Source organism: Staphylococcus sp. EG-SA-2 (genome assembly GCF_017152085.1).
Map to the genome: position 1 here is coordinate 1 of NZ_JACYHC010000843.1, position 1,149 is coordinate 1,149.

1 pseudogene is annotated in these 1,149 nt (G+C 33.0%); it reads right to left on the reverse strand.

Annotation, left to right across the window (positions count from 1 at the left end):
* Nucleotides 1-1,149, reverse strand: a pseudogene (gene sdrE, locus IDG60_RS15125) (MSCRAMM family adhesin SdrE); the annotation flags it as partial.

The window sequence follows — 1,149 nt, forward strand, 5'->3', positions numbered from 1 at the left end:
TTGTAACTGTTTGTGTTAAGCCAGCAGGCTTTTCAAAAATAACTTTGTATTTACCGCTATCTAAATTATCGAAACGATATTTACCATTTTCATCTGTTTTAGTTGTTCCAATTACTTCGCCTTTTTCGTTTTGCAATGTAACTGTCACATCTTTAATACCTTTTTCAGTTGAGTCTTGTTTGCCATCTTTATTACTGTCGTACCAAACATAATCACCTAAACTGTATTTTGGTGTTTTATAGAAACCACTGTCTAATGTCATATTATCTGCATCTTTAATGACACCTGTTGTTGTTAAACCATTGGAATCTTTATCTTCAGCTGTAGTGTTTTTAACCGTTGGCGTGTAACCTGCTGGTGTTTCGAATTCAACAGTATAATTACCATTATCTAAATCTGTAAATTTATATTTACCCGAGGCATCAGTAGTAGTTGTACCAATAACTTTTCCAGTACTATCTTTTAATGTAACCTTAACATCTTTGATTCCTGGCTCATTTGCATCTTGGATACCATCTTTATTAGTATCTTCCCATACATAGTCACCAAGATTATATTTAGGTTCTTTATAAAAACCAGTGTCTAAAGACATATCATCTTTACCATTAATTTTAACAGTTACAGAACTACCATTTGAGTCTTTTTCACCATCAGTTGTTCCATTTACTTTTGTTGGAAGATATCCAGTTGGCGTTTCGAATTTAACTGTATAAGTTTCTCCGTCTTTCAAACCACCGAATTCGTAATGACCTTTAGCATCTGTTCTTACTGATTTTGTAGTACCGTCCGGGTAAGTTAATGTAACTAAAACGTTTGCCATTGGTTTTTCTTTTGAATCTGTACCTTGAACACCGTCTTTATCAACGTCTTCCCATACATAGTCACCAATTTTGTATAACTTTTCTTCAGGTTTAACAGTACCGTCGCCACCACCAGAGTCATTAGAAGTTACGATGAAGTTTGAATATCCTGCATAATTATAATAACCATATTTATCAGTTGTTCTCATACTAGTACCTTGGGCAATATCTAGTTCGCCATCTGATGTAGGTGTATATTTACTAACAACTTTGATAATATAGGCTGAATTAATATCACCAAAATCCAATGTTGCTACATTATTACTAAATGATTTTTTATTATCAAATT